Annotated in this window: 22 protein-coding genes and 1 pseudogene; 9 read left to right on the forward strand and 14 right to left on the reverse strand. The window is 63.0% G+C overall.

Annotation, left to right across the window (positions count from 1 at the left end; genetic code table 11):
* Nucleotides 1–287 precede the first annotated feature (287 nt).
* Both CQ13_RS23435 and CQ13_RS23440 read left to right on the forward strand, forming a co-directional pair.
* Nucleotides 288–1,208 (forward strand): DMT family transporter, encoded by a 921-nt coding sequence (locus CQ13_RS23435; RefSeq protein WP_057845201.1) that lies wholly within the window; start codon nucleotides 288–290, stop codon nucleotides 1,206–1,208.
* Between the two features lie 113 nt (nucleotides 1,209–1,321).
* A complete protein-coding gene (locus tag CQ13_RS23440) occupies nucleotides 1,322–1,684 on the forward strand; it encodes a hypothetical protein (protein WP_057845202.1) in 363 nt (120 codons plus the stop codon).
* A 390-nt stretch (nucleotides 1,685–2,074) separates the two neighbouring features.
* Here the strand turns inward: CQ13_RS23440 and CQ13_RS23445 are convergent, their stop codons facing one another.
* The 3 genes from CQ13_RS23445 to CQ13_RS23455 all read right to left on the reverse strand — a co-directional run bounded on the left by CQ13_RS23445 (nucleotide 2,075) and on the right by CQ13_RS23455 (nucleotide 8,360).
* Nucleotides 2,075–3,256, reverse strand: coding sequence for a calcium-binding protein (locus CQ13_RS23445; protein WP_057845203.1), 1,182 nt, complete (start codon nucleotides 3,254–3,256; stop codon nucleotides 2,075–2,077).
* Between the two features lie 340 nt (nucleotides 3,257–3,596).
* Nucleotides 3,597–4,517, reverse strand: coding sequence for a hypothetical protein (locus CQ13_RS23450; protein WP_156433831.1), 921 nt, complete (start codon nucleotides 4,515–4,517; stop codon nucleotides 3,597–3,599).
* Nucleotides 4,518–4,613: 96 nt separating this feature from the next.
* Nucleotides 4,614–8,360 carry a vitamin B12-dependent ribonucleotide reductase gene (locus CQ13_RS23455; protein ID WP_057845205.1) on the reverse strand — a complete coding sequence of 1,249 codons (3,747 nt, stop codon included), beginning with the start codon at nucleotides 8,358–8,360 and terminating at the stop codon, nucleotides 4,614–4,616.
* A gap of 789 nt (nucleotides 8,361–9,149) precedes the next feature.
* Between CQ13_RS23455 and CQ13_RS23460 the strand changes: the two genes are divergently transcribed.
* Together CQ13_RS23460 and CQ13_RS23465 are read left to right on the forward strand one after the other, a co-directional pair.
* Nucleotides 9,150–10,049: a DMT family transporter gene (locus CQ13_RS23460; protein ID WP_057845240.1), complete on the forward strand. Its 900-nt coding sequence runs from the start codon at nucleotides 9,150–9,152 to the stop codon at nucleotides 10,047–10,049.
* A gap of 168 nt (nucleotides 10,050–10,217) precedes the next feature.
* Nucleotides 10,218–11,282 (forward strand): ketopantoate reductase family protein, encoded by a 1,065-nt coding sequence (locus tag CQ13_RS23465; protein WP_057845206.1) that lies wholly within the window; start codon nucleotides 10,218–10,220, stop codon nucleotides 11,280–11,282.
* Between the two features lie 76 nt (nucleotides 11,283–11,358).
* On the opposite strand, the gene CQ13_RS23470 is transcribed toward CQ13_RS23465, so the two are convergent.
* The 3 genes from CQ13_RS23470 to CQ13_RS23480 form a co-directional block, all read right to left on the reverse strand.
* Nucleotides 11,359–11,697, reverse strand: a complete 339-nt coding sequence (locus CQ13_RS23470; protein WP_057845207.1) for an HNH endonuclease — start codon at nucleotides 11,695–11,697, stop codon at nucleotides 11,359–11,361.
* A 102-nt stretch (nucleotides 11,698–11,799) separates the two neighbouring features.
* Nucleotides 11,800–14,034: a CHASE3 domain-containing protein gene (locus CQ13_RS23475; RefSeq protein WP_057845208.1), complete on the reverse strand. Its 2,235-nt coding sequence runs from the start codon at nucleotides 14,032–14,034 to the stop codon at nucleotides 11,800–11,802.
* Between the two features lie 15 nt (nucleotides 14,035–14,049).
* Nucleotides 14,050–14,457 carry a response regulator gene (locus CQ13_RS23480; RefSeq protein ID WP_057845241.1) on the reverse strand — a complete coding sequence of 136 codons (408 nt, stop codon included), beginning with the start codon at nucleotides 14,455–14,457 and terminating at the stop codon, nucleotides 14,050–14,052.
* Between the two features lie 177 nt (nucleotides 14,458–14,634).
* Here CQ13_RS23480 and CQ13_RS23485 point away from each other — a divergent pair, with 177 nt between their 5' ends.
* Nucleotides 14,635–15,540: a DMT family transporter gene (locus CQ13_RS23485; RefSeq protein ID WP_057845209.1), complete on the forward strand. Its 906-nt coding sequence runs from the start codon at nucleotides 14,635–14,637 to the stop codon at nucleotides 15,538–15,540.
* Nucleotides 15,541–15,605: 65 nt separating this feature from the next.
* Here CQ13_RS23485 and CQ13_RS41380 read toward each other — a convergent pair whose 3' ends face one another.
* On the reverse strand, nucleotides 15,606–16,310 hold the full coding sequence (locus tag CQ13_RS41380; protein WP_082637600.1) for a BA14K family protein: 705 nt from the start codon (nucleotides 16,308–16,310) through the stop codon (nucleotides 15,606–15,608).
* A 256-nt stretch (nucleotides 16,311–16,566) separates the two neighbouring features.
* Here CQ13_RS41380 and CQ13_RS23495 point away from each other — a divergent pair, with 256 nt between their 5' ends.
* The 3 genes from CQ13_RS23495 to CQ13_RS23505 all read left to right on the forward strand — a co-directional run bounded on the left by CQ13_RS23495 (nucleotide 16,567) and on the right by CQ13_RS23505 (nucleotide 18,251).
* Nucleotides 16,567–16,977, forward strand: a complete 411-nt coding sequence (locus tag CQ13_RS23495) for an NADH:ubiquinone oxidoreductase subunit NDUFA12 (protein ID WP_028346327.1) — start codon at nucleotides 16,567–16,569, stop codon at nucleotides 16,975–16,977.
* Nucleotides 16,978–17,051: 74 nt separating this feature from the next.
* Entirely contained in the window at nucleotides 17,052–17,495 is a 444-nt protein-coding gene (locus CQ13_RS23500; RefSeq protein WP_057845211.1) for a MarR family winged helix-turn-helix transcriptional regulator, read from the forward strand.
* Nucleotides 17,496–17,546: 51 nt separating this feature from the next.
* The gene (locus CQ13_RS23505) at nucleotides 17,547–18,251 is read left to right on the forward strand and encodes a hypothetical protein (RefSeq protein ID WP_057845212.1); all 705 of its coding nucleotides are present in this window, start codon (nucleotides 17,547–17,549) and stop codon (nucleotides 18,249–18,251) included.
* Between the two features lie 486 nt (nucleotides 18,252–18,737).
* Here CQ13_RS23505 and CQ13_RS23510 read toward each other — a convergent pair whose 3' ends face one another.
* Complete coding sequence (locus tag CQ13_RS23510; RefSeq protein ID WP_057845242.1) at nucleotides 18,738–19,442, reverse strand: DJ-1/PfpI family protein; 705 nt, start codon at nucleotides 19,440–19,442, stop codon at nucleotides 18,738–18,740.
* A 141-nt stretch (nucleotides 19,443–19,583) separates the two neighbouring features.
* Here CQ13_RS23510 and CQ13_RS23515 point away from each other — a divergent pair, with 141 nt between their 5' ends.
* On the forward strand, nucleotides 19,584–20,522 hold the full coding sequence (locus CQ13_RS23515) for a GlxA family transcriptional regulator (protein WP_057845243.1): 939 nt from the start codon (nucleotides 19,584–19,586) through the stop codon (nucleotides 20,520–20,522).
* A gap of 14 nt (nucleotides 20,523–20,536) precedes the next feature.
* Here the strand turns inward: CQ13_RS23515 and CQ13_RS23520 are convergent, their stop codons facing one another.
* From CQ13_RS23520 to CQ13_RS23540, 6 genes and pseudogenes are all read right to left on the reverse strand, one after another.
* Nucleotides 20,537–21,022, reverse strand: a complete 486-nt coding sequence (locus CQ13_RS23520) for a hypothetical protein (protein ID WP_057845213.1) — start codon at nucleotides 21,020–21,022, stop codon at nucleotides 20,537–20,539.
* Between the two features lie 177 nt (nucleotides 21,023–21,199).
* A complete protein-coding gene (locus CQ13_RS23525; RefSeq protein WP_057845214.1) occupies nucleotides 21,200–22,042 on the reverse strand; it encodes an endonuclease/exonuclease/phosphatase family protein in 843 nt (280 codons plus the stop codon).
* A 100-nt stretch (nucleotides 22,043–22,142) separates the two neighbouring features.
* Nucleotides 22,143–23,024, reverse strand: coding sequence for a hypothetical protein (locus CQ13_RS23530; protein ID WP_057845215.1), 882 nt, complete (start codon nucleotides 23,022–23,024; stop codon nucleotides 22,143–22,145).
* A gap of 155 nt (nucleotides 23,025–23,179) precedes the next feature.
* Nucleotides 23,180–23,504: pseudogene (locus CQ13_RS45825) on the reverse strand (citrate transporter); the annotation flags it as partial.
* Between the two features lie 7 nt (nucleotides 23,505–23,511).
* The gene (locus tag CQ13_RS23535; RefSeq protein ID WP_057845216.1) at nucleotides 23,512–24,459 is read right to left on the reverse strand and encodes an alpha/beta hydrolase; all 948 of its coding nucleotides are present in this window, start codon (nucleotides 24,457–24,459) and stop codon (nucleotides 23,512–23,514) included.
* Between the two features lie 94 nt (nucleotides 24,460–24,553).
* A complete protein-coding gene (locus CQ13_RS23540) occupies nucleotides 24,554–25,333 on the reverse strand; it encodes an SDR family NAD(P)-dependent oxidoreductase (protein ID WP_057845217.1) in 780 nt (259 codons plus the stop codon).
* Nucleotides 25,334–25,538 lie beyond the last annotated feature (205 nt).

Here is a 25,538-nt window from a genome sequence, read left to right on the forward strand (position 1 = left end):
TTGTCCCGGATGTTGCTTCGCTCATCCGGGCTACTTACTGCTTGCTGACGATATCGCCTCCCGGACCCGGTGCAGATACTCTTCCGCAGTACACCGCAGGGCCCGGACACAAAATCGCGAAAACAACCCCATGCAAAGTAGCGAGCGCAGGGCGGATGACGCCTTCTCGTCCTGCGCTTGCTTGCAAAACCTGCGACGTGTTCTCGCCCTGTGCGTGCGGCGGCGCGCCCGTCAGCCCTGCATGGGCGTGGGTTGAACAGTGGCTTGGGCTGACGTAAGCGTCCGCAATGAACCAGCCGACCAGCGGCGGCGATGCTCCAGCCCAGAAACCTGACACGAAACCGGCCCTGCTTGGGGTCGCGTGCGGCGCCGGTGCGGCGCTGTTCTGGGCGCTCGGCTTTGTCGCGACCCGGCACGGGCTGAAGGTCGGCTTCACGCCGCCGGACCTGCTGATGCACCGCTTCGTGTGGTCCGGGCTGGTGTTCCTGCCGTTCGTGCTTCGCGCCGGCATCGCCAATCTCAGCGGCATCGGATGGGGCCGCGCACTGGTGCTGATGGTGCTGGGCGGGCCTGTGATGTCGCTCATCAGCTATACCGGCTTCCTGTTCGTGCCGCTCGGCCATGGCAGCGTCATCCAGCCTTCCAGCGCGACGCTCGGCGGCCTGCTGCTGGCCGCGGTGTTCTTGCGCGAGCGGGTTCCGCCCTCGCGCGTGCTCGGGGCGTTCGTCATCGTCGGCGGGCTTGCGGTGATCGGCGCCGAGTCGATCGGGCATATTGGTTCAGACGGCGTGCTGGGCGATTTGCTGTTCGTGATGACCGGATTGATGTTCGCCGCGTTCGGCACGCTGCTCCGCCATTGGCGCGTCTCGGCGTTCTCGGCCGCCACCGTCATCAGCGTGGTGTCGCTCGCGCTGCTGCCGCTCTATGCGGGCCTCAGTGGGTTTGCCCGCGTGGCGGCGCTGGGCCTTGGCGAAAACGCGCTGCAGGCGCTGGCACAGGGCATCCTGGCCGGCCCCGCCGCGCTGTATCTGTTCGCGTTCTCGATCCAGACCATCGGCGTCGCCCGCGCTGCGGTGTTTCCCGCGACCGTGCCGGCGCTGACGATACTCGCCGGCTGGCTTCTGCTCGGCGAGCCCCCGACCTCGCTGCAGGCGGCGGGACTGGTCACGGTGCTGTTCGGCTTCTATCTGGCGCAAAGGCAGCGGTGAGGCAGAAACCCAGAGCCTGAACGAGAGAAGGCCTCGCAGCGACAAAGGCTTATCGGGTTGGCGAGAAAGCATCCAGCCAAGTCCGAAAAGGAAATCGCTGCCATGGTGACCTCATGACAAGGCTTCGGCTCTTTGCCGCCCTCGGGCCGTTTCTTGCCTGGCTCTACTGCATCGCATTTCTCGCCGCCCGGACTGACGGGCCGATTTTCGAGGATGGGCGGTATTGGCTGCCGTCGTTCATGGTCTGCTACGCGTTCTCGATTCTTCCCATGCTCTTTACCGCGTGGGTGGACCGCCGACTGTCAGACAGATGGTGGCGTTCACTCGCCTGTGGCCTGGCGGGCTTCGGAATCGCCTTCGTCCTGTACTACGGCCTCATGCACGAGGGCCCCTCGGCGGCAGAGAATGCGAAGATCTTCCGGCAGGAGTGGTTCTATGTGGCACTTGTGTGCCCGCCGGGTTCTGTTCGTGGCTGATGGGACTGATGAACCCCAGGGAAAGCGTGGATGGGTGATAACCATAAGCAGATTGATTAATGGGCATCCGCTGTACGCTCGGCTGTGAACAGGCGATAAGGACAACATGGGCGAACCATCTACAATTTGGATGACGGAAGCCGGCTTGCACAGTTGCGGGAACACGACGCTATCACGCTCGAAGGCTATGCTCAGTACGATTAAAGAGCGAAGTCGCGATGGGTGAGCAAGCCTAGCGCCTCCGAAAAGCAATACCTCCGCGTCCTCCATGAGCGCATGGGGCCCGGAGACATCGATCGGTCATCGATTACGGTGACAATGCACTAAACTGCACTTCGCCATCGGCAGATTAAGTGCACTGTCACCGTAACTTTAATTTGGCAGTGAGACTTAGATAAGCAGGTCATCGTGATGCGCGCCATGCACGCTCAGGAGCTTCACAACGCTGCCGCCACTCAGCGTCAAGACGGTGTCGAGTACACCGTCCTCATTGAAGTCACGTTCGCCAACCTCTTGGACCGACGCTCCATGCTCGAGCCGGATTTGATCGACGCCGATTTCGAAGTCAGTGACAAGATCCTTGCCGCCGCCTTTCCCGAAAACGAAAGTGTCGGCATCAGCGCCGCCACTGAGCCAATCGTTTCCCTTGCCTCCAGCAACGAGATCCTCACCGTCTCCTCCGCTCAGGCGATCGTTTCCAGCGCCACCATAGAGACCGTCATCCCCTCCAGCCCCTTTTAAGGTGTCGTTGCCCCGTCCAGTTCTGAAAACGTCATTTCCTGCAAACCCAGAACTGAAGTCGTTCCAACGGCTCTCCGTCTGGTGGCTGGTGGAAAGGCCCATGTCTTGCATGATGGCAAGGTCGATGTTGTCGACATAGTATCGCTGGCCGAAGAAGAAACCCGCATTTCCCTGCATCAAGGCAAGATCGAGCTGGTCGGCGGATTCGTGACCGTAATGTGTGTACGTATTCTCGTCCGCGTCGGAGCCTGAGAGAGGAACGGGCCCGCCGTAAAGCTGTTCGACAGCCGCGCCCGCAAAGAACGGAAGCCCGCCCTCGAAGGTGACGTGGCTATCATAGACACTGGCAGTCGTGCCGGTGAGTTCACCGTTCTTTTCGCCGAACCCATTCATCCCGAGAACATGGCCGAACTCGTGCATGAAAAGGCTAACGCCGTCGTTCTTGTCGAAGGGGACGGGAAGGTTTCTGGAAAACGGCCTCGGATCGAGCCAGATAAAGTTGGACAGGTATTCTGCCCCAACGGTTATGAACGCGTCAGGAGCATCGCCATTGAGATCGATTCCGGTAAGCAACTCATGCTGAACGCCTTCCCTGACCAGTATTTTGCTGTCGAATTGGCCGATTGCAATATTTGTCGCGCTGGCGGAGGCTGCCCCGAAGTCCGGCCTCGGATCGATGATCAACTGGACATCGATCGACCCAGCGCCGCTGATGTAGTGCGCCCAATTGGCAATGGCTGCATCGAGGTTCTTCAGGAGAGCCTTTTGCTGACCGGCAGCGAGATTATCTGGATCGCTGATCTCGATTGAATAATCAAAACCGAGTGCCATGAATACCTCCCTAAATATCCGTCAATTACAAATCTCCACAATGCGTTGTTGACCCGGCCGCCAGCATCGCCACCGCACCGAGCCGGCATTCGAGCTTGGGCCAGCCGCGCGCCTCCGTCTACACGGAAGGGAGCATAGTCCGCGTCGTCGCGCCCACTGATCCGCTTCTCGATCCGGGCAATCGTATCGCGGGAAGTCGTTCTCAGTTGTCGTGAAAAGCCAGAGCTCCAGGAGCAGGGTACCGCAGCGAGTAGGGCGGGTTAGCGAAAGCGTAACCCGCCGACTTGGTCACTCGGTACGGCGGATTACGCCTTCGGCTAATCCGCCCTACGCTTGCTAATCACCCCAAGTTTTTGGACTCTACCTCCGTGAGGCGTTCCTCCAAATCATGGATTTTGGAGATGTCTCGCTCATTCACACGATCGAGCATTTCGGTCATTTCAGTATAAGTGAGGGGCAAGGGGCCCTTATGCCGTTCTGCCTTCAGCCCGATCGGAATCCGATAAGCTCGCCAGCTATAAACAATCGCAATTAGCACACCAATCGCCACGAGCCCCAGTAGCAGGGCAGTAAGTACCTTGGGGACGATTAGCAGCCAAGTGGGTTCGGACCCTATCTCATAGGCTTGGAATATTAGAAGAGCGCCAGCTAACAGAAAGGCTCCTAACAAGAAAACAGACCTGCCCAGTCGGTTTAGTAGGCTGCTCTGGAAGCTGACCTCACGCGAAACGGGAGGTTCTTGAGAACCCTTTAGAGTCCCGCGAAGTCGCGGAACTCGAGTGGCTTCTTTGTTGCTGATGTCGATATCGTAAAAGAGCTCGACAACAAATCCATCGCTCGGATCAAGGAAGTCGAAGTCAAGTATTACTTCGCTGTTCGAGCTCCGATCGAGACGCGCTCGTATTACTTCTCGCGTCGTCAATGCTATTTCCGCACTGAGAACCCGAACATTGCTTCCGCCGATGGAAAGTGGATTGCCGGACGCAACATCACTCGCGTTCAAAACGCAATTGCCGCTATTCCATACGTAATAAATTGTCTTTCGTGGATCAAAGAGCTTTCGGCCTTTGTATAGGAGCTTGATATCCGAAAATGCCGAGCCCCTCGACCATATCAATCTATCTACGTCAGTTGCGTAGCTGATCTCACGGCGTTGCAGGGCCCTTCGATAGAAGAATAACGATACTATTCCCCCGCCCACAAGTCCGACTACCGTAAGTACAATGTCCTTTAGATGCTTAAGTATTAGCTCCAAAATCATCGGCCGTTTCCAAGTTAGCAAGAACTCCCTTTTCTTCATCTAATGCAATGAGGCCGCTCTTTCCGAGCGGCCTTTGCTTATTGCTGCAGGTGACTGTCAAGAACACCCCGTCGTGCTGCCGCACGTATCGCACTTCATGCAGGTCCCATTCCGTACCAGCGTGAAGTTGCCGCACTCCGAGCACATCTCGCCTTCGTAGCCCTTGGCCTTGGCTTCCGCGCGGCGTTCGGCCTTGCTCGGGGCGACCGCCACGGCCGCGCTGCCGGACTTGCTCCACTGCAGGGCTCCCAGCTTTTCTGTCGGGGACAGGTCGTGCTGGGATTCTTGCCTTAAGGCCACCGCGCCTTCATGTGCGTCGGAGACGCGGGCGCTGGGGCCGTGGCCGCCGATTGCGGTGACGTTGTGGGAGCCGCGGGCATCCACATCGCCGCCGCGCATGACGACGAGATTATCCGTGCGCGAGCGGGTCAGGCCCTTGGACAGATACTTGGTGGCCTGCTGGCCCTGGTCGGACGGCTCCTTGCCTTCCTCGACGCCCTTGCCGAGCGCGTCGAAATTCGACTCGGTCGGATCGACATGGGCGAGATCGAAGCGCGACATGTAGCTGACCGCGAGCTCGCGGAACACATAGTCGAGGATCGAGGTCGCGTACTTGATCGAGTCGTTGCCCTGCACGGGGCCCGCCGGCTCGAAGCGGGTGAAGGTGAAGGCGTCGACATATTCCTCCAGCGGCACGCCGTATTGCAGGCCGAGCGAGACGGCGATCGCAAAATTGTTGATGAAGGAGCGGAGCGCTGCGCCTTCCTTGTGCATGTCGATGAAGATCTCGCCGAGACGGCCGTCGTCATATTCGCCGGTTCGCAAGTACACCTTGTGGCCGCCGACCACCGCCTTCTGGGTGTAACCCTTGCGGCGATCCGGCATCTTCTCGCGCTCGCGCATCACGACGATGCGCTCGACCAGTTTTTCGACGATCTTTTCCGAGACCTGCGCGGTGCGCGCGGCCATCGGCTTCTCGTAGAGCGCCTCCACCGCATCGTCCTCGTCGTCATCGTCGGCGATGAGCTGCGAGTTCAAGGGCTGGGAGAGCTTCGAGCCGTCGCGGTAGAGCGCGTTGGCCTTCAGCGCGAGCTTCCAGGACAGGAGATACGCCGCCTTGCAATCCTCCACCGTGGCGTCGTTCGGCATGTTGATGGTTTTGCTGATCGCGCCCGAGATGAACGGCTGCGACGCCGCCATCATGCGGATGTGGCTCTCGACCGAGAGATAGCGCTTGCCGATCTTGCCGCAGGGGTTGGCGCAGTCGAACACCGCGTAATGTTCTGCCTTGAGGTGGGGAGCTCCCTCGACCGTCATCGCGCCGCAGATGTGCACGTTGGCGGCCTCGATCTCGCGTTTTGTAAATCCGAGCGCGGCCAGCAGGTCGAAGCCGGGGGCGGCGATCGCTTCCGGCGCAAGGTTCAGCGTGTCGCGCAGGAAATCCTCGCCAAACGTCCACTTGTTGAAGGCGAACTTGATGTCGAACGCGGTCGGCAATGCAGCTTCCACTTTGGCCAGCGCTTCGTCGGTGAAGCCCTTGGCCTTCAGCGTGGTGGCGTTGATGCCGGGCGCGTTGGAGAGCGAGCCGTGGCCGACAGCGTAGGCCTCGATCTCCGCGATATCGCTTTCGCGATAGCCGAGCGCGCGCAGCGCCGCGGGGACGGCCTGGTTGATGATCTTCCAGTAACCGCCGCCGGCAAGCTTCTTGAACTTCACCAGCGCGAAATCAGGCTCGATGCCGGTGGTGTCGCAATCCATCACGAGGCCGATGGTGCCGGTCGGCGCCACGACGGTCGTCTGCGCGTTGCGGAAGCCGTTGGCCTCGCCGAGGGCGAGGGCGTCGTCCCAGGCTTTGGTCGCATGCGCGATGACGTCTCCTTGCGGGCAGGAGGCGTGGTCGAGCGGCACCGGGTTGACCGACAGCGCCTCGTAGCCCGAGGCATGGCCATGGGCGGCGCGGCGGTGGTTGCGGATAACGCGCAGCATATGCTGGGCGTTCTTCTTGTAGCCGGGGAAGGTGCCGAGCTCAGCCGCCATCTCGGCCGAGGTCTTGTAGGCGATGCCGGTCATCACGGCGGTCAGCGCGCCGCACAGCGAACGGCCTTCCTTGGAGTCGTAGGGCAGGCCCATGGTCATCAGCAGGCCGCCGATGTTGGCAAAGCCGAGGCCCAGCGTGCGGAACTCGTAGGAGAGTTCGGCGATCGCCTTCGACGGGAATTGCGCCATCATCACGGAGATTTCGAGCACGATGGTCCAGAGCCGGCACAGGTGCTCGTAGGCCTCGACATCGAACCGCTTGGTGGTGGTCGAATAGAACGTCAGCAGATTGGCCGAGGCGAGGTTGCACGCCGTGTCGTCCAGGAACATGTATTCCGAGCACGGGTTCGACGCGCGGATGTCGCCCGACGCCTTGCAGGTGTGCCAGTCGTTCATGGTGGTGTTGAAGTGCAACCCCGGATCGGCCGAGGCCCAGGCGGCGTGGCCGATCTTCTCCCAGAGCTCGCGCGCCTTCAGCGTCTTCGTGATCTTCTTGTTGGTGCGGCCGATCAGATTCCATTCGCCGTCGGTTTCGACGGCGCGGAGGAAATCGTCCTTCAGCGAGACCGAGTTGTTGGAGTTCTGGCCGGAGACGGTGAGGTAGGCTTCCGAATCCCAATCGGTGTCGTAGATCGGGAAGTCGATGTCCTTATATCCCTGCTTGGCGAACTGGATCACCCGCTTGATGTAGTTGTCGGGCACCAGCGCGCGGCGCGCCAGCTTGATCTCGCGGCGGAGCGCAGGGTTCTTTTCGGGGTCGAAGCAGTCGTCGCCCGAACCTTCGCAGTTCACGCAGGCCTTCAGCACCGCCTTGAGGTGCTTCTGGTTGATCTTGGAGCCGGTGACGAGAGCCGCCACCTTCTGCTCCTCCTTCACCTTCCAGTCGATATAGGTCTCGATGTCGGGGTGATCGACATCGACCACGACCATCTTGGCCGCGCGGCGCGTGGTGCCGCCCGACTTGATCGCGCCGGCGGCGCGGTCGCCGATCTTGAGGAAGCTCATCAGGCCGGACGAGCGGCCGCCGCCGGACAGGCGCTCGCCTTCGCCGCGCAGGCGCGAGAAGTTGGAGCCGGTGCCGGAGCCGTATTTGAACAGGCGCGCCTCACGCACCCAGAGGTCCATGATGCCGCCCTCGTTGACGAGGTCGTCCTCGATGCCCTGGATGAAGCAGGCGTGCGGCTGCGGGTGCTCGTAGGCCGACTTCGACTTCGTCAGCTTGCCGGTCTTCCAGTCGACGTAATAGTGGCCCTGGCCGGGGCCGTCGATGCCGTAGGCCCAATGCAGCCCGGTGTTGAACCATTGCGGCGAGTTCGGCGCGACCATCTGTTTTGCGAGCTGGTAGCGAAGCTCGTCGTAGAACGCCTGCGCGTCTTCATCGGACGAGAAATAGCCGCCCTTCCAGCCCCAATAGGTCCAGCAGCCGGCGAGGCGATCGAACACCTGTTTTGCGCTGGTCTCGCCGACATAGCGCTCGCTTTCAGGGAGCAGGGCGAGGGCCTCGGTGTCCGGCACCGAGCGCCACAGCCAGGACGGGACGGTCTCTTCCTCGACCTTCTTCAGGCGCGCGGCGACGCCGGCCTTGCGAAAGTACTTCTGCGCCAGCACGTCGGAGGCGACCTGCGACCAGAACTGGGGCACTTCGACATTCTCGAGCCGAAACACGACCGAACCGTCGGGGTTGCGGATCTCCGATGTCGTCAGCCTGAAATCAATCCCTGCATAGGGTGACTGGCCGGAAGTGGTGTTGCGCCGTTCGATTCGCATAGTTGTCGTGCCCCGTCTTCTTGCCCGGTCCGCATTTCCTGCGGTTGCCGGATGTTTCAGTGAGCGAACCATCGGCACCAAGGTTGAAGACAACCTTGGACCTGAGATCCGCAAGCTCTACCGGTGGACCCGGCCCTGTTTCTGTCTTCGCCACCCCAAGGGCTCGTCCGCCTTTCGGCGAGGCCAACCCCTTCCTTCGTTTGAGCATGGTCTGTTCGGAAAACCGGTACCCACTTTTCCGGACCATGCTCCCAACTCAACGCCGCAACTCGTCGCCTTGAGCCATTCGGCTCGTTTTTAAGGCCCGGATCGCCCCCGAATTTTGGGCAGACAAGCCCTCGATCCGTGCCTCAACCGGCTGACGGAGTGTTCGTTCGGAACCCTTTTGGGAGCGATCGGCGGGACCCAGAACTTAACTCGCGCCGTCCAGCAATAAGGCTAGGCCAAACCCGTTGCGCCCGTCAAGGAGTAGTACGAGTTCCTGAATCAAATACTAAATATGGTGGAAAGTGAGGGATAACAGGGGTGTTCCCGCGCCTGCGATAGTGCCAAGTATCGGTGAGTCCTCAGGGATTCCCAACCCAAAAATTTGTTCCTCGCATGTGGAAACAGGCTTCGTCCCGCTGTTCACAGGGCAGGTATTTTTTCTCCCTTCGGGATTGCGTTCGGAAGACTCACGTAACGCTACGGAACGGGGAGGGCTGGCATGCCGGCGAGCCCGTGGTCGCGCCCGCCGATAAGCGGCAAGGTGCGGCCGATTCCACCGTTTTTCCGTCCCTGCCGGGCTCCATGACAGAATCAAAACCGACCAGCGCGCCGATGCGGATCGCGCCCGCAGGCCTGATGTTCCTCGCCATCACCTCGGTGGGCTGGGGGTTTAACTGGCCCGTCACGAAATATCTCCTGAGCGAGCTGCCGCCGCTGACGCTGCGCGGCTCGACCGGCGTGATCGGCGCGGCGCTTTTGGCCGTGCTGGCGCTGGCGCGCTCGCAGAGCCTCAAGGTCGAGCGGCATCTGTGGCCGCGGTTGATGCTCTCCGCGCTGCTCAACGTCACGGGCTGGATGGTGCTGATGGGTCTGGCGCTGTTGTGGCTGCCGGCGAGCGAAGCCGCGCTGATCGCCTACACCATGCCGGTGTGGGCTTCGCTCTTGGCCTGGCCGGTGCTCGGCGAGCGGCCGACTATTCTGCGCACGGTGGCGCTGGTGATGGCATTCGCCGGGCTCGCCGCCATCATGGGCGGCAACGGCTTTAGCGCGACCGCCGCAAAACTGCCGGGCATGGTGATGGCGCTTGGCGGCGCGTTCGGCTTTGCGCTCGGCACGGTGCTGGCGAAAAAACTGCCGGTGCCGCTGCCGCCGATCCCGGCCGCGGCCTGGCAGATCGGGCTCGGCTGTTTTCCGATCGTCATCATCGGCCTCGCCGTCGAGACCACGCATGTTGAGAAGGTGACGGAGCTCGGCTGGTGGCTCCTGATCTATTCCACCGTGATCCAGTTCTGCATCGCCTATGTGAGCTGGTTCGCCGCGCTCGCCCGTCTGCCGGCATCAGTCGCCGCGATCGGCACCATGGCGGTGCCCGTGATCGGCGTCGTCGCCTCGGCCATCGCGCTCGGCGAGCCGCTCGGCCTGATCCAGATCGCAGCGCTGGTGTTCACGCTCGCCGGCGTCGTGCTGGCGACAAGGTCGTGAGCTTCTCCCTCTCCCCGTTCTTCACCCGCAGGCGGGGAGAGGTGCAACCGAATATGCGGGACGCTATGTGATTGTAACGCCTATCAATTCGTTGTATGCCACGGACGAAATTTCGGCCCGCCCGGGGTCGTCGGGGCAAATTCCAGTATCACCTGTGAAAGAGAGAGTATGGCGCGCAACATCCTGATCCTGGGGGCCTCGTATGGCTCCTTGCTGGCGACGAAGCTTTTGATGGCGGGTCACAACGTGACCCTGGTGTGCCGGAAGAAGACGGCCGAGCTCATCAACCGCGATGGCACCGAAGTCCGCATCAAGCTGCGCGACGAGGCAGTGCACCGCGCGATCTTCTCGCGCGACCTGCCGGGCAAGCTGGACGCGACCACGCCCGCCGAGGTCGATCTTTCCCGCTATGATCTGGTCGGCCTCGCCATGCAGGAGCCGCAATACACCAACCACACGATCCGGGTTTTGATGATCAAGATCGCCGAGGCGAAGCTGCCTTGTCTGTCGATCATGAACATGCCGCCGTTACCCTATCTCAAGCGGATCCCGGCGCTGGCGGACATGGACCTCGAAGAGGCCTATACCAACGCGCAGGTGTGGGAACGCTTCCAGCCCGGGCTGGTGACGCTGTGCTCGCCCGATCCGCAGGCCTTCCGTCCGCCGGAAGAGGCGGCAAACGTGCTGCATGTCGGCCTGCCGACCAACTTCAAGGCGGCCGCCTTTGCCGACGAGAAGCACAACAAGCTGCTTCGCGAGCTGGAAGCTGATATCGACGCGGTGAAGCTCGACGGCCACGATGTCCCGGTGAAGCTGAAAGTGTTCGACTCGCTGTTCGTGCCGCTCGCCAAATGGTCGATGCTGCTGACCGGCAATTACCGCTGCATCACGCCGAACGATCCGCAGTCGATCCGCGACGCGGTGCACGGCGATCTCAAGCTGTCGCAGTCGATCTACGACCACGTCGACGGCATCGCTCGCCGCCTCGGCGCCGATCCGCAGGATCAGGTGCCGTTCGGGAAGTATGCCAAGGCGGCCGAAAGCCTGCTCAAGCCGTCATCGGCGGCCCGCGCGGTCGCCGCCGGCGCGCCGTTCATCGAACGCGTCGACTTGCTCGTGAAGCTGATCTCGCACCAGCTCGGCGCGCCCAGCGCCGAGATCGACCGCACGGTCGAGATCGTCGATCAGAAGCTGAACGAGAAGATCGTCGCTGGGGGATCGGGCGCGCAGTAGGCGCAAATGGCGCGTCCGCTTCGGCGCTGCAGGAGAACTCGACATTGATCCGCATTCAACGCGGCCCTGGTGCGGATCATGCCTCTACGGCAACTTGTTTCACCAATTCGGGAATAAGCTGCTTGAGCTTCGCGTGACTGATGAGCGGCGAAGCAGCGATCTCCGCGAGGCGCTGTTCGACGTGGCGCCATTGGTTCGTCTCGCGCGGGTTGGTGTCGCCCTTGGCGAGATTGCAGGGGTAGCAGGACAGCACGCGGTTGCTCCTGCCATTCTGACCTCCCTTTGAGAGCGGGATGAAATGGTCGATGCTGGCCTTGACCTTGCCGCCCGTCTTTTGCCGGGCGAGTGCAACGTCGCAGTAGGCGCATCGTCCGCCCCAATCGAAATAGCAGCGCTTGTAGATCACGTCGGCCATCAGCCTTGGCTCTTCCCCCGAATCCCTTCGTCCAAGTCTCACCCTTCATACATCAAGTTGGCATTGAAAACGACGCCGCAGCAGGGGAGGCTTGCGCCTTGATTATCCCGACAGCGCGCGGCGCACCATGTTTGCCAACTGCGACTTCCGGTACGGCTTGGTCAGCAGCAGCACGCCGGGATCGAGGCGGCCCTGGTGCACGATCGCGTTGTCGGTATAGCCGGACGTATATAACACCTTGATGCCGGGCCGGAGCTTCAGCACCTTGTCCGCGAGTTCGCGTCCGGTCATGCCGCCGGGCATGATGACATCGGTGAACAGCAAATCGAACGCCTGACCGCCTTCGATCAGTTTCATCGCCGCCGGTCCGTTGGCGGCGGCCACCGTGCGGTAGCCGAGGCTCTGCAATTGCGTGGTGACGAAGGTACGCACCAGCGCGTCGTCCTCCACCACCATGATGGTCTCGTTGCCATGCGGCAGCGGCGCTGCGGCCGGCGGCCCGGCCTCGACCTGGCCGCGGGCAGGGGGCAGATAGAGCTTGATCGTGGTGCCGTGGCCGACCTCGCTGTAGATCCGGATGTGCCCGCCGGACTGCTTGACGAAGCCGTAGACCATGCTCAAGCCGAGGCCTGAGCCCTTGCCGACCTCCTTGGTGGTGAAGAACGGCTCGAACACCTTGTCCAGTACCTCCTGCGGCATGCCGGCGCCGGTGTCGCTGACCGCGAGCATTACGTAGGGACCGGGCTTTGCGTCCGGGTTGGCCTGCGCATAGGCCTCGTCGAGCACGACGTTGCGCGTCTCCAAAAGCAGCTTGCCGCCATTCGGCATCGCATCGCGCGCGTTGATCGCCATGTTGAGCAGCGAGTTGGCGAGCTGCGATGCGTCGATATGGGCAATCGCCACTTCGTGTTCGAGAATGGAGTTGACCTCGATCTGCTCGCCGAGCGTCGGGCGAAGCAGTTTTGCGATATCGAGCACGGTCGCGTTGATGTCGACATTGCGCGGCTGCAGCGGCTGGCGGCGGGCGAAGGCGAGCAGATGCTGGATCAGCTCGCTGCAGCGCTCCGCCGCCTGGTCGATCAGTTCGGCGGTCTTCTGCAACGCCGGCTCATGCGCAAGGTTGGCTACCAGCGTTTCGGTGGTGCCGGTGATCACGGTCAGCATGTTGTTGAAGTCGTGCGCGACGCCGCCGGTGAGCTTGCCGATGGCGTCGAGCTTTTGCGCTTGCTGCAGCTTGTGCTCGGTTTCGCGCGATCCCGTGATGTCGTGGTAGACCAGCGCCGCGCCGCTGATGGCGCCCGAGGCATCGCGCAGCGGCCGGCCGCTGATCACGAGGTGAACCGGCGGATCGCCGCTAACCGGGCGCAACACGATTTCGCTGGCGTCGAACGCTTCGCCGCGCAGCGCGCGCGAGGCCGGCATGTCATGGACAGGTAGCGGCGTGACGCCGTCGGCATGGAAAACCGCGCTGAGCGACCGCAAGTGCTCGACCGTCATGCCCGGCCGGTAGCGCAGCATCTTCTCGGCGGCCGGGTTCGAGAGCAAAACCTCGCCCCTGGTGTCGATGACGAGCACGGCCTCTGCCATGCTGTGGAAGGTGCTGCGCAAGACGACGGCCGAAAGCCTGAGTTCCTCATGCGCGGCGACCAGATGTTCGGTGCGCTCGGCGACCGCGGCCTCCAGCGCCTCGTTGGTGGCCTTGGTGGCGCTCAGCGAATCCTGCAGTTGCCGGCGCGACCGGCGGGTTGAGACCGTCAGAAGGATGGCGAGGAACAGAATCAGCAGGACGCCGGCGAGATCGATCGCCAGCAGGAGCGTCCCGTTGGTTTCGGATTCGGCGCGTCTGGCAAAAAGCAGCCTGCGCTCTTCCGCAACCGCTTTCTCGAGGTTTTCGGTGATTGCGGCCGTCGCCGCACGGTCCTCCTGGTTGACGAGCGCCGCGACAGCGGCGCTATCTCCCGCGGTCCGGAGCCTGATCAACTCACCATTGAAAGCAATCTGCCGCTCGACCAGTGCCTTGGTTTCCTCGATCAGCCGCTTTTCGGTGGGATTATCCTTGACCGCCTCGACCAGTGCCGCCAGCGCCGGCAGGGTCGCGTCGCTGGCCTCGCGGTATTCCCTGGCGAATTCCTGATCGCCCGATAGCGCAAAGGCGCGCGCCGCGCTTTCCGTCCGGCGCAGCAGCGGGCGCATATCCGAGATTTTGCTGAGAATTCCAAGCGCACGGTCGACCGAGGCTGCGTCGGACCGCGACTTGAGGTCGAGACCGATCGAGGCAGCGCCGATAATGAGGAGGATAGCGAGGCCAATTCCAAGGATGATACGCTGCGAGGGCATTGCCAGTTGTTTACTTCACGATTTCGACTGCTGCGCGGAAGCTTTCGGTTTGGCGATGCATTGATTGACCGAGGTCAATAACGCGTCCGGCGTGAACGGTTTGCGCAGGCAGCATGCCGCGCCGAGCTCGATGGTCATCCGCAGGAAATCTGGTGCGCGTTCGCTGTTGGCGAAGGCGTAGCCCGACATTGCGATAACAGGTACATCCGGCTTGCGCTCGTGGAACATCCGGATCGATTCGAAGCCGCGCATATGCGGCATGAACACGTCGATCAGCATGACGTCGAAATCGGAAGTTTCGAGCGCGCGCATTCCCGCTTCACCACCGTCGGCAACGGTGACCTCGAAACCCTTGCGCGTCAGACAAACCTCGATGGCAACGCACACCATCGGGTCGTCATCGACCACGAGAACGCGCGGCACGATGATTCCTTCTTCCTCGGGGCGGCGGCAAGTCGCGCGTCCCATGTGACGATTAAGTCGAAACGTCGACAGGTCGTCTGCATGGTAGAGTGCCCATAAACGTTGCCGAGGGCAATTCCGTTTCGCTGTATCAGAACGATAACAAATTCAACCGCCGGTTCCGGACCCAATCCCGTCATGTCGCCAATCAACCATGCGAGGCGTGCCGCTGCCGCCCGGCTGTCGCCACTCGGGCTCATCCTGCTCGCCGTTACGTCAGTGGGGTGGGGCCTCAACTTTCCGATCATGAAACATTTGCTGACCGAATGGCCGCCATTGTCCTCGCGCGGCCTGTGCGGCATCGTCGGCGCCGCGGCATTGGCGCTGTTTGCGCTCGCGCGGCGGCAGAAATTGAGCGTGCCGCGTCTCATGTGGCTGCGGTTGCTCCTGGTCTCGATGCTCACGATCGGCGGCTGGGTCGCGTTCATGGGGCTGGCGCTATTGTGGCTCACCGCCAGCGAGGCCGCCGTGCTCGGGATATCGATCCCGGTCTGGGTGGCGTTTCTGGCACGGCCGATCCTCGGCGAGCGGCTGTCGCCGCTCCGCGCCGTCGCGCTGATGGTCGCGCTTGCCGGCATCGCCGTGCTGATTGGCGGCAACGGCATCGAGGCTAGCGTCGAGAAATTGCCGGGCATCGCCTGCGCGCTCGCAGGCGCTGTGTGCGTTGGGCTTGGCACCGTATTGACCAAGCATTTTCCGCTGGCGATGCCACCGCTGTCGCTGGCCGCCTGGCAGATCGGGCTGGGCTGCCTGCCGATCGCGATCGTGGGCCTTGTGGTCGAACAGCCGCAACTGGCGGATCTATCATCCATCGGCTGGGCGTCGCTGCTCTATATGACGCTGGTCCAGTTCTGCATGTGCTACGTGTGCTGGTTTGCCGCGCTGGAGCGGTTGCCGGCGGCGACGGCCTCGATCGGAACCTTGCTGGTTCCCGTTGTCGGGGTGCTCGCAGCGGCGGCGATGCTGGGCGAGCCGCTCGGCCTGCGCGAGATCGCCGCACTGGTATTCACGCTCGGCGGCGTCGCGGTGGCGCTGCGCTCGTAAGTAATTTCAAACGAAGAAAGGGCGGCGCACCGGAATGCGCCGCCCTTCGAACTCACGACGTCCTGCTATTGCGCCGGGCAGGGATGACGTTGCCCGTCATAACCGAGATACGTTCCTGACGCCGGGTCGTAGGACTTGTACCTTCGCATGCAATACGCCACGGCATCATCACCGACCACGGGCGCTGCGGCAACTACGGTGTCGTCGTAATAATAGGGGTCATCGTAGTAGGTGCTACCGTAATAGCCATAGGCCGATCCGATACCGGCACCGATCGCGAAGCCCGGCCAGAAGCCGTGACGATGGCGATAGTGATGACCGCCGTGCCAGCGACCGCCAGCATAATAATTCCCCCGACCACCGCCGCCCACGACGGCTGGGCCGCCGACGCCTGGACTCGGGCGGAATCCGGCAGAAGGTGCGCCTGGGGCAAAAGCTCTATCGCCCCCAATCGTAGGGCCGCCGGCTCGAACGCCGCCGCCACCGACCGCCATGCCACCACCTCTCATGCCACCGCCGCCGATAGCTGCACTGCCACCGCCGCCACCTCTCATGCCGCCACCGCCACCGATAGCTGCACCGCCGCCACCGACTGCCGCACCGCCACCGCCACCGATAGCCGCGCCGCCACCGCCGCCGCCCCTGGCGCCACCGATAGACGGACCGCCACCGCCTCTATCCTGCGCCTGAACGGCGCTGAGGCTTGGCGCGACCACCGGCAACACAAGCGCCATCGCTGCCGCGGTACTCAAAACCTTTAGACTGATCATTTTAGGCTCCATTTGCGGGATATAGGCCCTAACCCGCTCAAGGGGCGGACGTTCCAGAGCCCGCGCGTTGATTGCACGCGAGTTCAGCCTGTCGGTTCGCGGAACTGTATTGAGATGAACGGATTGCGCCGATTCCGCGACTATGGACGGGCAGCAAGCCGCCGTCCAGCAGGGCCGGAGTGTCAGCCTCTGTCTGGACAATCCGTCCGGCCGGTGGCATCAGAGCGGTACGATATCTCGAACCGGCCGAGCCCTCATGAAGCTGTTTCTGCTGAAATTTTTCACTTGGTGGAACGGCCAAACGTTCGGCACGCAATTATGGACGTGGCGGTTCGGCGAATTGGTCGGCCAGGATGAGCAGGGCAACCGCTACTACCGCACCAAGGGCGGCAAGATCGATCCGACGCTGGGTTTCGAGCGGCGCTGGGTGATCTACAACGGGCTTGCGGAGGCGAGCCGGGTGCCGCCGTCATGGCATGGCTGGCTGCATCACGTTGTCGATACCGCGCCGACCGAAGAGAGCTACACGCCTCGGGAGTGGGAGAAGCCACACGTTCCGAACCTGACCGGCACGCCCGCGGCCTACCGCCCCTCCGGCTCGACGCTGGCAAGCGGCCGCCGCCCCAAGGCGACCGGCGACTATCAGCCCTGGACGCCGGGAAGCTAACTTCACGTTTATTTTAGCGGGAACAGCTTGGGGGTGCGGTTGCGGATGCAAATAGGTGTAGACACACTTATCTCATGAAGCAGCCAAGCGACCCCGACACCGCTGACTACATGGCCGCTGCCGGCTGTTTCTGTCTGGCGTCGCGGCAGGCTGCACGAAAGATCACGCGGCTGTACGATTCGTACATGCAGGAATCCGGAATTCGAAGCACCCAATTCACCATCCTGTCGCAGTTGATGCTGCGAGGGGAGATGCCGATGGGCAGGCTGGCCGGCATTCTCGGCATGGAGCGCACGACGCTCACGCGAAATCTTGCGGTGCTCGAGCAGCAAAAATGGATTTCGATAAAGGCCGGCGACGACCCGCGCGCGCGGGTGATCGGCATCACCGGGCAGGGCAGGAGCGTGGTGCGCCGCAGCTTTCCGTTCTGGTCGAAGGCGCAGGCGCATATGGGCAAGCTGCTCGGCGCTGACGGCCAAGCCGCGCTGAAGCTGCTGGAGTCCCGGAATTTGGGATGAGACGTGCTTCGTTCATCTTGATAGGTGTAACTACACGCAAGGAGAGATGTCATGCTCGACTTCATCGGAACCATCGTGCTCGTTGCCGCCATCATCGTTAGCATCAATGCGCTTGCCGGAGCGATGCCGATCAGCACATCGCAGCGTGTCGCCGTTTCCGTCGGCGCCGGTCTGTGGACGGGGCTGGCTGCCGCACTCGCGGCCACCAACCAGTTCCGCGGCACCAGTCCGCTGGGGCCGCTGATGATCGGCGCAGTCATTGCGCTCCCGCTGATGGCGACTGCGGTTGTCACCGCGATCTCTGCGCCGGTGCGCGCGTCGCTGCTCGGAATGTCGATGCCGTTTCTGATCGGTCTCAACGTCTGGCGCGTGGCGGGAGGACTCTTTATCCTGCTCGCGGCCGAAGGCCGGCTTGGCGGACCATTTCCATATTCGGCAGGTTGGGGCGATATCATCACTGGCGTGCTCGCGTTGCCGGTGGCCTGGCTCGCGCTGCGCGGGCAAGGCAAAGCGCTGGTCTGGGGCTGGAACGCATTCGGCATGCTCGATCTCGTGGTCGCGATCGCCCTCGGCGTCATCTCGGCGAATGGCTCGCCCCTGCAGGTGATCCACGCCGGATCAGGCTCGGAAGCGGTGCAGGTGCTGCCGTGGTCGCTGATTCCGACCGTGTTGGTGCCGATGTTCCTGATTGTGCATGCCGTCATTTTCAGGCAACTGGCCCGCGCCAGCCACGGCGCGGAGGCCTCGCAGCGATAGTCGTGCGCTGGCAAAGTCGGCCATCCGCCTACGCCCGAAGTCTCGACTTGCTCCGAGGCCTGTGAACAACGGTAACAGCGGGGACATCGGTCAACGCCGCCTTGCATCCTCCGCGTTATCGCGGCTCAATGGGGACATCTTACGGAGATGGGAAACCATCGCGTCGGTGTCGGGCTCCAGTCGCGACTGCCCCGATTTGCAGCGGTCACCGAGTAGGACACGGCCGGGAGATAGGCCCCCGGTGCAGAGGTTCTGAAATCGCCCGCTAATGTGTGGCTGCCGTAGGATTAGGAAAGGCCGTCTGGGAAACCAGGCGGCCTTTTTCATGTTACTGCCAGTTGCTCCGTGTCCCGGGCGCGGTGCAGCGTTCTCCCGGCGATGCGAAGCATCGTCCGGTACGCTGCTCCGCTGAGCCACACGCAGATGGTCCCGGCTCTGCAGCGCGTCACTTGCGTGCCGCACTGCGTCCGGGACACGAGTGCGAGCTTACCCCAACCGTGCGGCGGCGCGGTCGATCATCTCGCCGCGGCGGATCTGCGCTTGCGCAATCCTGTCCTTCATGAATGCAAGCACTTCCGGCGGGGCGGTGTCGGGTGAGCCGGAATTGAACGGCGGCGCCGGGTTGTATTCGAGCCGGAGCTGGATCGCCTCCGCGGTCTTCTGATCGTGCAGTAGCGAGACCAGCGTCAGCGCGAAATCGATCCCCGCGGTGACGCCGCCGCCGGTAACGCGGTTGCCGTCGACGCACACGCGCGTCTTGGTCGGGATCGCGCCGAACGCGCTCAGAAAATCCATCGCCGTCCAGTGCGTCGCTGCGCGAAAGCCCTTGAGCAGGCCGGCGGCGCCCAGCACCAGCGATCCCGTACAGACGGAAGTGATATATTTCGCGCCAGGCGCCTGCTTGCGCAGGAAGGCCAGCATCTCCTCGTCGTTGATCATGTCGTCGGTGCCGAACCCGCCCGGCACGCAGATCACGTCGAGCTGGGGACAGTCGGCAAAGCTCGTGGTCGGCGTCAGCACCAGCACGGAATCGCTCGTCACCGGCTCAATCCGTTTCCAGATCAAATGCACGTTGGCGCCGGGCAGGCTGGAGAACACTTGCAAGGGACCGGTGAAGTCGAGCTGGGTGACGCGCGGAAACAGCACGAGACCGATCTGAAGTGCCATGGATGGTTGAGATGGCGCGGACATCGTGACCTCCGGAAAATTTGGCTTGACGAAGGGCATCCTGCCATGGTCGCCTTGCGTCCGAAATGGCATATTTCCCTCATTTCAGGACATCCACTTCAGGACATCTCACCTCAGGACATCGGCCCAAAACAGGCAAGCAGCATGATCGGCGTTCTCGTGTTTCCGGATTTCCAGTTGCTCGACGCGGCCGGGCCGATATCGGCGTTCGAGATCGCGGCGCGCTTTGCCGAGGGGGCGTCCGCGATCCGGGTTCTGGCGGTGACGCCGGGGCCGGTGCGCTCGTCGTCGGGCGTCGAAATCGTTGCGAAAGGTTTGAAGTCGGCATCTGCGATCACGACGCTGATCGTCGCCGGCGGCGAGGGCGTGCGGCAGGCCGCCGCCTGCGAGAAGACGATCGGCTTCGTGCGCACGATTGCCAAGCGCGGCATCCGCATCGCCAGCGTCTGCTCTGGCGCCTATGTCCTCGCAGAAGCCGGCCTGCTCGACGGCCGCCGCGCCACCACTCATTGGCAGCGCACGCGGCATTTTCTGAAAACCTATCCGCAGGTGAAGCTGGAGCCCGATCGCATCTTCGTGCGCGACGGCGACGTCTGGACGTCGGCGGGAATATCGGCCGGCATCGATCTGTCGCTGGCGATGATCGCGGAGGACTATGGCGACGAGATCGCGCAGAAGACCGCGAAGCAACTCGTGCTCTATCACCGCCGCAGCGGCGGCCAGTCGCAATTCTCCTCGCTTCTCGAACTGAAGGCGCCGAACGGCCGCTTCGGGCCGCTGCTGGCCTGGGCGCGCGAAAACCTCGATGCGCCGCTCACCGTCGAGGATCTCGCCGAGCAGGCCGGCATGAGCTCGCGGCATTTCACCCGCGCCTTCATGGCCGAGACCGGCACCACGCCGTCAAAGGCGGTGGAGCGGCTGCGGATCGAGGTGGCACGGCAACGCGTGCAGTCCTCCAGCGAGGCGATCGAGCGCGTGGCGCAGACCACCGGCTTCCGTGACCCGGAGCGGATGCGCCGCGCCTTCATCCGCGCCTTCGGCCAGCCCCCGCAATCGCTGCGCCGCGCGGCGCGGGCAGGGTAGGTGAACGGAAGCCGCTACCTCCGGAAATCCACCCGGCCTTGCGCAAAGTAGCCGTCTATTCGCTGATCACTCACCACCAGGCCAACCCAGGGCACCGTGATCTCGGGGTTGTTCAGGTTGATATACTTGCCCACCAGCCGCCGCGGACCTTCGCGCCGTGCCTCGATCAGTCCCCGGCGCGCGCCGGAATTCCAATCGAACAACAGGTACACGCGGTCTCCCACGGTTCTCGCTTCGCCCCGGCCCTGTTTCCATTTATCGGGGGCATCGCCTGGTATGGTTGGGTCCGCAGCACCCTTCCAGCGGCTTGACCACTCACCATCGATCGTGCCGCGCTGGTAGCTCGCATCACCAGGGCTCCATGGCTTTGCATTCTCGTCGGTGGCGGATTCTTCCGGCATCGTGATGCGGGCGAACTGCGTCACGTCGTCATCACCGGGATTTGGAACGTCCATGACGCCGAACGGATTTCGGATCGTCAGATCGCCTTCGGATTTCATAGGCCTTCTCCAACTGCAGTCGCCCCGCCTTGGTTCAGCGGCACGGCTTGATTCGTGAGCGTTCTGGATCGCAAGATGAAGGCGTCGCGGCCACCCGATTCCCGAAGGAACCGTGGTGACGATGCTGCCAGAGCCGATTTCGAACAGTGTCCGGCTGCAAGGGCCAGGGTAACCTCCTCACGCGGAGGGAGCGGCGCTGATTTCCAGATCGGCCACGACGCCGAAATGGTCGCTGGGCCAGATGCCGTCGACCGCCAGGTCGAATGCGAGCGAGGCGGCCTGAACCTCGCAACTCGCGTTCGGGTGGGCGTCCCAGGAGCCCACGAACACGTAATCGACCCTTCGCCGATGACGCGGCTGACGGACGATCCTGCCGATCTCCGACTGCGCATTTGGATTGTCGACGCTCCAGGTATAACCCTGACCTTCGCCTGCGACTTCCCAGGCGTCGTGATACTTGACGCTTCGTCCGCCGAGCGACTGCAGTCCGGTAAGGTAGCGAATGCTGGCCGCGTCAGGCGTTGCGTTGAAGTCGCCGGCGATGATGGTGGGAAGCGGCCGCCGGTGACGCGCGTCGAGATCCGTCAGCGCAACGACCTGCCGTTCCCGGGCCGATTCCGCGGAGAGCCGCCACGAGGTCGTAGCGGCGATGAACAAAAGATCGTCTTCGCCGGGTAGCGGCACCGATACTGCCAGCGAGCACCACGGGACATCGTTCGCATCCGACATGCGCAGATCCAGGACTTCCTCGACGCGATGCGGCCATCGCGTCGCGATGGCGCTTCCGCCAAAACGATCGGCATGGGGCGGGACGGTGCGCAGCACGTCAGCCTGATGCGTTCCATACAGACCGGTGTCGTGGATCAACTCGTCGAGTTGCGAATGGTCCGGCGATTTGACCACTTCCTGGAATGACACGAGATCGGGAGCCAGCCGGCGCAGTTCTAGATTGATCAGACCGGTTCGTTTCGGATCGCCTTGCCGATTCCAGACGTTGAGCGTGACGACGCGTAGCCGCATCCTCGTAAGCCGGCTTCATGAACCAACCAAGATGAACCAACCAAGACAACGTCCGCTGGAGCGGTTGGTTCAGCGCTTGTCGGCGGCCGTCCGCGCCGGCTCAGGCAACGTCGGCTTGCGCGCTCTGCGTTTCCTCGGTGAGCAAGGCGTCCAGATCGACAAGCTGCGGATCGTCGTCCTGTGGTTCGCCGTTTCCTGCGCTGCCGTGAAGATGCATCAACGTCTGTACGCGGCGGGCATTGAGATGGTCTACATGCTGATGCTGCAGCGCTACCGGCAGCAGCGCCTTGGGCAGCCCGACCAACGCAAAGGCGGGAACTTTGCGCACCTTGCCGTCCTCGCGCCAACGCAGGGGATGGAGGGTGTACATCAATTGCCGTTCGGACTCTGCCGATCGCGGCTCCTCCGACAGGGATGGCGCGGGGTTGGCGAGGTTGGCGTTGCCCGCGCGCGTGCGCACCGCGGCGGAACGCAGCTCCCAGCAGATCAAGTCCGCCGCCGCGCGGACTTCGCTACGCACCGCATCCACGCTGGCCGAGAACCGGGTGGCTTCGGGTATCGACAGCGAGCTTTTTGTAACGGCTTCGACGAGCGTTGTGGCGCCGGCTTCGAATCCGGGCGCAGCCCGCTCGATCGCCGCAGCCATCGCCTCGATCTCGTCAGCCAGCGCGTCGCGGTCGCGCTGGGTCTTGGCATCAGCGAGCGCGCGCTCGGCCGAGGCCACCTGATCGTCAAATTCCACCAATTCGGCGCGCAACGACTTGGCGCGGTCTTCAACGGCGCGCATGCTGGCTTCGGCTCGATCGAGCCGGGAATTGTCGGCACCGGCTACCGCCAGCCGTTCGGCAGCGGCACGCTTTTCTGCAAGTTCCGATTCGGCGACGCTCAACCGCTCGGCCAACTTCTGCCGCGCCGTCAGCTTGTCCTTCAGCGCAACCTCGAAGCGCTCGATCGGGCCGAGCTCGCGCCTGAAAAATGCCATTGCAATCACCTCGCGGATTGCTGCCGAATCACCGGCAGAGTTGTTGCGTGCGAGAGCTAGTCCGCAACTTGGATAACATTGCGGCCTGAGTCGGTACAGCCCAGTCGGCCAATGGATGATCGCCGACACGAGGCCGGCAACCACTTTCGACCGCGCTAAACCCGCGCGTCGGGATGCCAGCCCAGGATAGCGAGCATCACCAGGAAACCGACGACGTAGGCCACCGCCACAGGCCAGCCATGGCTAACCCAGCGTCCGACGACTTCGCCTCCGAATACATGTTCGACTGGGCGACGCCGGCCGATGAGCCGAACCAGCTCATCGAGCCGCCGAACCCGACGGCGTAAGCCAGGAAGCCCAATCATAGCCGCCCTGTTTCAGGGCGAGCGCGGTGAGGGGAATGTTGTCGAACACCGCGGAGACGAAGCCTGGCCCAAGCGCGGTCGGCCATGATGCCACCGGCAGCCGCTCGACCGGCATATGTGCGTTATTTCAACGTTTTCAGCCAGCCAGCGATTTCGCTGACGGCGACGTTGGCCTGCTGCAGCAGCTTGCCCATGGTGAAGAAGCCGTGGAATTGGCCCGGGAAATGCCGGTAGGTCATGGGCACGCCGGCTTCCTTCAGCCGCGCGGCGTATTCGGCGCCCTCGTCGCGCAGCGGATCGGCGCCTGCGGTCAGCACATAGGCCGGCGGCAAGCCGGCGAGCGTTTTCGCGCGCGCGGGCGAGGCTTTCCAATGCTCGATGTCGGCCGCGCCGTTCAGATAATGGTTGCAGAACCATTTGATCACGGAGTGCGTCAGCAGGATGCTGGTCTCTGGCTCGCTGTGCGAGGGATGCGTCATCGCAAAATCGGTGGCGGGATAAATCAGCACCTGGCCGGCGAGCTTCGGGCCGTCGCCGTCGCGTGCGGCGAGCGCCACGACGGCGGCGAGATTGCCGCCGGCGCTGTCGCCGCCGATCAGCAAGTGGGCCGCGTCGATGCCGAACTGGCTGGCATTGGCGGCAACCCACTTCGTCGCGGTGATGGCGTCGTCGGCGGCGGCGGGAAATTTGTGCTCCGGCGCCAGCCGGTAGTCGACCGAGATCACGATCAACTCGCCCTCGTGGGCAAGCTTCTGGCAGACCACTTCATGGGTGTCGAGATCGCCGATCACCCAGCCGCCGCCGTGAAAGAATACCAGGCACGGCGCAAGGCCGTTGCTCTTGCGCAGCGTCTTCGGCGTGTAAATGCGCGCCGGAATCGTGCCGTGCGGCGCGGGGATCGCGAGCGGCTTGGTCGATTCGAGCGCGGGCGGTTCGGGATTACTGACGACACGGGCGCTTCGATAATATTCGCGCGCTTCCGGCGCGGTCAGCGTCTCATAGGCGGGACGGCCCGCCTCCTGGAAAGCTTTGTAGACGGCGGCGGCATCGGGATCGAGCGTGACGGGCATGATTGGGAATGACCTCTAATGTTGGTTTCGTCATTCCGGGGCGCGTAGCGAACCCGGAATCTCGAGGTATGCTTCGCGTCGCTCCGGAACGACGTCAGGCGGCGGTGCGGCCGCCATCGACGGTATAGGCGGAGCCGGAAACGTAGCTGGCCTCATCGGAGGCCAGGAACGCCACGATGGAGGCGACTTCGGTAGCCTGACCGAGCCGCCGCGCCGGAATCCGGTCGACGATCTTTTCGGTCGGCGGCGGCTCATTGCCGGGATTGCGGCCCTGCAGGATCGTGCTCAGCATCCGGCTGTCGATCAGGCCGGGACAGACGCAGTTCACCCGCACGCCGGTGCCGGTGCATTCCCAGGCGGCGCTCTTGGTGAGACCGATCACGGCGTGCTTGCTGGCGCTGTAGACGGCGATCATCGGCGAGCCGATCAGGCCGGCGATGGAGGCGGTGTTGATGATGCTGCCCTTGTTCTGCTTCAGCATCACCGGCAGCACGTGCTTCATGCCGAGAAAGACGCCGACCACGTTGACGTCGAGCACGCGCCGAAAACTCTCCAGCGAATATTCCGGGATCGGCTTGATATCGCCCTCGACGCCGGCGTTGTTGTAGAAGACATCGATGGTGCCGAACCGGTCGACGCTGGCGCGGACATATTCCGCGACTTCTTCCTCCCGGGTGACGTCCGCCGCGACCGCGAGCGCTTCGGCCGAGGCCGGCAGGTCCTTGATGGCGGCCGCAAGATCCTGCTCCTTGCGGTCGATGGCGACGATGCGGGCGCCGCGCTCGGCCAACAGGCGGATGGTCGCGGTTCCAATGACACCGGCCGCGCCGGTCACGACGGCAACTCGGCCATCGAGGCGAATTCGATCGGGCATAGCTTGAGGTTTCCTCTGGCTCGTCCGGTTATCCCGGATTTTGGTGGTTTTCGCGCGTGGCCGCGCGATCAGGCCACTATTCCATCTGCAGGCGGGGCTGACTAGATCATGGAGCGATGTTCCGAAAACCGTCTTCCGCCTTCCAGGCCATGATATTCACTGCGGCAGGATGGGGGCAAACCGCCCTTTCCCCGCCGTATTCACC

Source organism: Bradyrhizobium retamae, assembly GCF_001440415.1.
Classification (GTDB): domain Bacteria; phylum Pseudomonadota; class Alphaproteobacteria; order Rhizobiales; family Xanthobacteraceae; genus Bradyrhizobium; species Bradyrhizobium retamae.